The organism is Halobellus inordinatus, from assembly GCF_024464655.1.
GTDB classification, from domain to species: domain Archaea; phylum Halobacteriota; class Halobacteria; order Halobacteriales; family Haloferacaceae; genus Haloquadratum; species Haloquadratum inordinatus.
Map to the genome: position 1 here is coordinate 1 of NZ_JANHAV010000020.1, position 5,449 is coordinate 5,449.

Genomic DNA, 5,449 nt, shown 5'->3' on the forward strand with positions numbered 1-5,449 from the left:
ATGAGGATTCCACCCCTGCGGTCCGCCGTACAGATGGGATCTGATGTTAGCCTTGATGGTTCGGTGACACCTGTCTGGTGTCCACTGAACCACGAACGGACCACGCAATGATATATGGTGATCTCCCTCTCTCCGAGAGGGAAATCCCGCCACACCCCTCCCCCACTACGGGGGAGACCCATTCCGGTTGATCCTGCCGGAGGCCATTGCTATCGGAGTCCGATTTAGCCATGCTAGTCGTGCGAGTTCACACTCGCGGCAAATAGCTCAGTAACACGTGGCCAAACTACCCTACAGAGACGCATAACCTCGGGAAACTGAGGCTAATTCGTCATACCCCTCTCACGCTGGAATGCCAAGAGGCACAAACGCTCCCGCGCTGTAGGATGTGGCTGCGGCCGATTAGGTAGACGGTGGGGTAACGGCCCACCGTGCCCATAATCGGTACGGGTTGTGAGAGCAAGAGCCCGGAGACGGAATCTGAGACAAGATTCCGGGCCCTACGGGGCGCAGCAGGCGCGAAACCTTTACACTGCACGCACGTGCGATAAGGGGACTCCGAGTGCGAGGGCATATCGTCCTCGCTTTTGTGTACCGTAGGGCGGTACACGAACAAGAGCTGGGCAAGACCGGTGCCAGCCGCCGCGGTAATACCGGCAGCTCAAGTGATGGCCGATCTTATTGGGCCTAAAGCGTCCGTAGCTGGCCTCGAAAGTCCGTCGGGAAATCCACGCGCCCAACGCGTGGGCGTCCGGCGGAAACTCCGAGGCTTGGGACCGGAAGGCTCGAGGGGTACGTCCGGGGTAGGAGTGAAATCCCGTAATCCCGGACGGACCACCGATGGCGAAAGCACCTCGAGAAAACGGATCCGACAGTGAGGGACGAAAGCTAGGGTCTCGAACCGGATTAGATACCCGGGTAGTCCTAGCCGTAAACGATGTTCGCTAGGTGTGACACAGGCTACGCGCCTGTGTTGTGCCGTAGGGAAGCCGAGAAGCGAACCGCCTGGGAAGTACGTCTGCAAGGATGAAACTTAAAGGAATTGGCGGGGGAGCACTACAACCGGAGGAGCCTGCGGTTTAATTGGACTCAACGCCGGACATCTCACCAGCTCCGACTACAGTGATGACGGTCAGGTTGATGACCTCGCCACGACGCTGTAGAGAGGAGGTGCATGGCCGCCGTCAGCTCGTACCGTGAGGCGTCCTGTTAAGTCAGGCAACGAGCGAGACCCGCACTCCTAATTGCCAGCAGCAGTTCCGACTGGCTGGGTACATTAGGAGGACTGCCAGTGCCAAACTGGAGGAAGGAACGGGCAACGGTAGGTCAGTATGCCCCGAATGAGCTGGGCTACACGCGGGCTACAATGGCCAGGACAATGGGTTGCAACCTCGAAAGAGGGCGCTAATCTCCGAAACCTGGTCGTAGTTCGGACTGAGGGCTGAAACTCGCCCTCACGAAGCTGGATTCGGTAGTAGTCGCCTTTCACAAGAGGGCGGCGAATACGTCCCTGCTCCTTGCACACACCGCCCGTCAAAGCACCCGAGTGAGGTCCGGATGAGGCTGTGTCACCACAGTCGAATCTGGGCTTCGCAAGGGGGCTTAAGTCGTAACAAGGTAGCCGTAGGGGAATCTGCGGCTGGATCACCTCCTACAGACCGAGACCACCCCGACGGGGTGGCTCAACTTTCACTCATCGCCTGGCCCCGATCGTGGCTCACACACACCAGACAGGCACCTTAGAACCATCAAGGCTAACTGGGCCCGTAGCTCAGCGGTAGAGCACCTCCTTTGCAAGGAGGACGCCCTGGGTTCAAATCCCAGCGGGTCCATCCCCCACTCCACTCGACACAGAACGTGCCCCTTAAGTGTGGGCACACACTCGACTGGAGTGGACACGAACTGATGCACCATCCCGTGAAAGCGCGGATGGGAAGGGTTCGACGAACGCTCCGGCCGCCACCGGACGTTCAATGACGACCATTGTACGCACGCAATCCAGACGCCCACTGAACCCGTTCAACCGAACGGATCACACGTGGACGTCTCAGATCACCAAACAGCAAGAGCAACTTAACTTGCAACTGCAACAGCAACCACTGTACACAACAGACCAGTAACACACGACACTCAAACTGGCTACTGTACTGGCTGGTGAATGGCTCGGCTCGAGAGCCGACGACGGACGTGCCAAGCTGCGAAAAGCCCGAGGGAGTCGCACGGAGACTAAGAACTCGGGATCTCCGAATGGGAATCCCCACCGCAATTGCTTCGCGCAATGGGGAACGCTCCGAATTGAAACATCTCAGTAGGAGCAGGAACAAAAAACAATAGTGATGTCGTCAGTAACCGCGAGTGACCGCGACACAGTCCAAACCGAATCCGGAAGGAAATGTGGTGTTCGGACTAGCCATAACGGAACACAATCCCGCGAGAAATCTCCTGGAACGGAGTACGATACAGGGTGACAGTCCCGTATCGCGAGAGCGTGTTCCCGGGCTACCTCCAGAGTAGCGAGGATTGGATATTCCTCGTGAATCTCGCAGGCATCAACTGCGAAGACTAAACACTCCTCGAGACCGATAGCGAACAAGTAGCGTGAGCGAACGCTGAAAAGCACCCCGAACAGGGCGGTGCAATAGGGCCTGAACTCAGTCAGTGATAGAACGACGGGGCATACAAGGTCCCAGAAAAAACGAGCGTGGGGCGACCCACCAGTAGGACTTCTGGGAAGCCGATGTCGCGTCGTGCGTTTTGAAAAACGACCCAGGGAGTGCATTTGTATGGCAAGCCTAACCGGAGTATCCGGGCAGGCATAGGGAAACCGATACGGCCGCAGTCCATCCGGACCAGGGCCACCGTGTTCAAGCGCGGGGAGTCATACTGATGCGACCCGAAACCGAGTGATCTACGCGCGAGCAAGGTGAAGCGTGGCGAAAGCTGCGTGGAAGCCTGCAAGGGTTGGTGTCCTACAATACCCTCCCGTGACTCGTGCGTAGGGGTGAAAGGCCCATCGAACTCGGCAACAGCTGGTTCCAGCCGAAACATGTCGAAGCATGACCTCAACCGAGGTAGTCTGCGAGGTAGAGCGACCGATTGGAAGTCCCGCCTCCGAGAGGAGTCGGCCTTCCTGTCGAACTCCAAACTTGCAGACGCCGTAGACGTTGGGAATCCGGACTGCGGGGTAAGCCTGTGGTCCGTGAGGGAGACAACCCAGAGCCGGGTTAAGGTCCCCAAGTGTGGATTAAGTGCAACCGAAGGTGGTCTCGAGCCCTAAACAGCCGGGAGGTGAGCTTAGAAGCAGCTACCCTCTAAGAAAAGCGTAACAGCTTACCGGCCGAGGTTCGAGGCGCCCAAAATGATCGGGGCTCAAATCCACCACCGAGACCTGGCAGCGTCCATCACAGGACGACCTAGTAGGCTTGGCGCACTGATCGGGCGGAAGCTCGGGCGAGAGCTCGCGTGGACCGATTAGTGACGAAAATCCTGGTCACAGTAGCAGCGAGAGTCGGGTGCGAACCCCGACGGCCTTACGAGTAAGGGTTCCTCGGCACTGCCACTCAGCCGAGGGTTAGCCGGTCCTAAGTCCCACCGTAACTCGACTGGGACAACCAGGGAAACTGGTTAATATTCCAGTGCCACCGTGCACTCAGCCGACGCTTTTGGAAACAGCGAGCGAGGCCTTCGCCTCGTCGAATCGTGGAAGATCGTGGACGCCGTAACGGCACGAAGCGATCGAATCACGAGACAGCGCAAGTCGCTGGTACCGAGAGCCCGTGAAAAGGCGCACGGCGACCGTACCGAGATCCGACACAGGTACTCAGGCAGAGAAAGCCAAGGCCTGTCGGGAACAACCGGCGTTAGGGAATTCGGCAAGTTAGTCCCGTACCTTCGGAAGAAGGGATGCCTGCTTTTTACCGAGCAGGTCGCAGTGACTCGGACGCTCCGACTGTCTAGTAACAACATAGGTGACCGCAAATCCGCAAGGACTCGTACGGTCACTGAATCCTGCCCAGTGCGGGTATCTGAACACCTCGTACAAGAGGACGAAGGACCCGTCAACGGCGGGGGTAACTATGACCCTCTTAAGGTAGCGTAGTACCTTGCCGCTTCAGTAGCGGCTTGCATGAATGGATCAACGAGAGCGTCACTGTCCCAACGCTGGGCCCGGTGAACTGTACGTTCCAGTGCGGAGTCTGGAGACCCCCAAGGGGAAGCGAAGACCCTATAGAGCTTTACTGCAGGCTGTCGCTGAGACGTGGTCGCTGATGTGCAGCATAGGTAGGAGTCATTACAGAGGTACCCGCGCTAGCGGGCCACCCAGACACAAGTGAAATACTACCCGTTAGTGACTGCGACTCTCACTCCTGGCGGAGGACACCGGTAGCCGGGCAGTTTGACTGGGGCGGTACGCGCTCGAAAAGATATCGAGCGCGCCCAAAGATTTCCTCATCCGGGTCGGAAACCCGGAGAAGAGCGCAAGAGCAAACGGAAGTCTGACAGTGTCATTCCCAACGAGTGACGCTGACGCGAAAGCGTGGTCTAGCGAACCAACGAGGCTCCTGGATGGGGCCCGTTGATGACAGAAAAGCTACCTTAGGGATAACAGAGTCGTCACCCGCAAGAGCACATATCGACCGGGTGGCTTGCTACCTCGATGTCGGTTCCCTCCATCCTGCCTGTGCAGAAGCAGGCAAGGGTGAGGTTGTTCGCCTATTAAAGGAGGTCGTGAGCTGGGTTTAGACCGTCGTGAGACAGGTCGGCTGCTATCTATTGGGGGTGTATTGGTACTTGAGAGGAACGTTCGTATAGTACGAGAGGAACTACGAATGGGTGCCGCTGGTGTATCGGTTGTCCGAAAGGGCAGATGCCGAGCAGCCACGCACCGCAGGGTAAGAGCTGAACGCATCTAAGCTCGAAACCTACCTCAAAAAGAAGTACCGCCGAGGACACTCGTAGAAGACGAGTTCGATAGACTCGGGGTGTACGCACCGAGGCAACGAGGTGTGAGCCCGCGAGCACTAACAGTCCAAAGCCACACTCATACACGAGCATAGTGTCACGTGACTACCCAACCCGTGTCACAGTGGATGCCGTGATGGGGATCGAGACTACCACTACCACAAGGTGACCCACGGTCGAACGGGTTCAGGCGGAAGCTGGATTGCGTGCGCACCAATGGTCGAATGTACGCATCACAAATTCGACTGGCACACCGACACTGGTGTGGACTCACGATACGAGTCCAGATGGTTCGAATCCATCAGTCGGCATTAAGGCGGCCAGAGCGGCAGGGCGACACCCGTACCCATCCCGAACACGGAAGTTAAGCCTGCCAGCGTGCGAGGTAGTACTGGAGTGAGCGATCCTCTGGGAACACTGGCTCGCCGCCTCCACTCATACTTTCAGAGCCCACGAGCGCGTGCTCGTGGGCTCTCTTCATTTCGAA

1 tRNA gene and 3 rRNA genes are annotated in these 5,449 nt (G+C 57.7%); all 4 read left to right on the forward strand.

Annotated elements, in window-relative coordinates:
• Positions 1–180 precede the first annotated feature (180 nt).
• The 4 genes from NO347_RS17140 (at position 181) to rrf (ending at position 5,396) form a co-directional block, all read left to right on the forward strand.
• Positions 181–1,653: ribosomal RNA gene (locus NO347_RS17140) — 16S ribosomal RNA — on the forward strand.
• Positions 1,654–1,760: 107 nt separating this feature from the next.
• Positions 1,761–1,832: transfer RNA gene (locus tag NO347_RS17145), tRNA-Ala, on the forward strand.
• Positions 1,833–2,130: 298 nt separating this feature from the next.
• Positions 2,131–5,044, forward strand: a 23S ribosomal RNA gene (locus tag NO347_RS17150).
• A 230-nt stretch (positions 5,045–5,274) separates the two neighbouring features.
• Positions 5,275–5,396: ribosomal RNA gene (gene rrf, locus NO347_RS17155) — 5S ribosomal RNA — on the forward strand.
• The 16S, 23S and 5S rRNA genes sit together here with 1 tRNA gene alongside, the layout of an rRNA operon.
• Positions 5,397–5,449 lie beyond the last annotated feature (53 nt).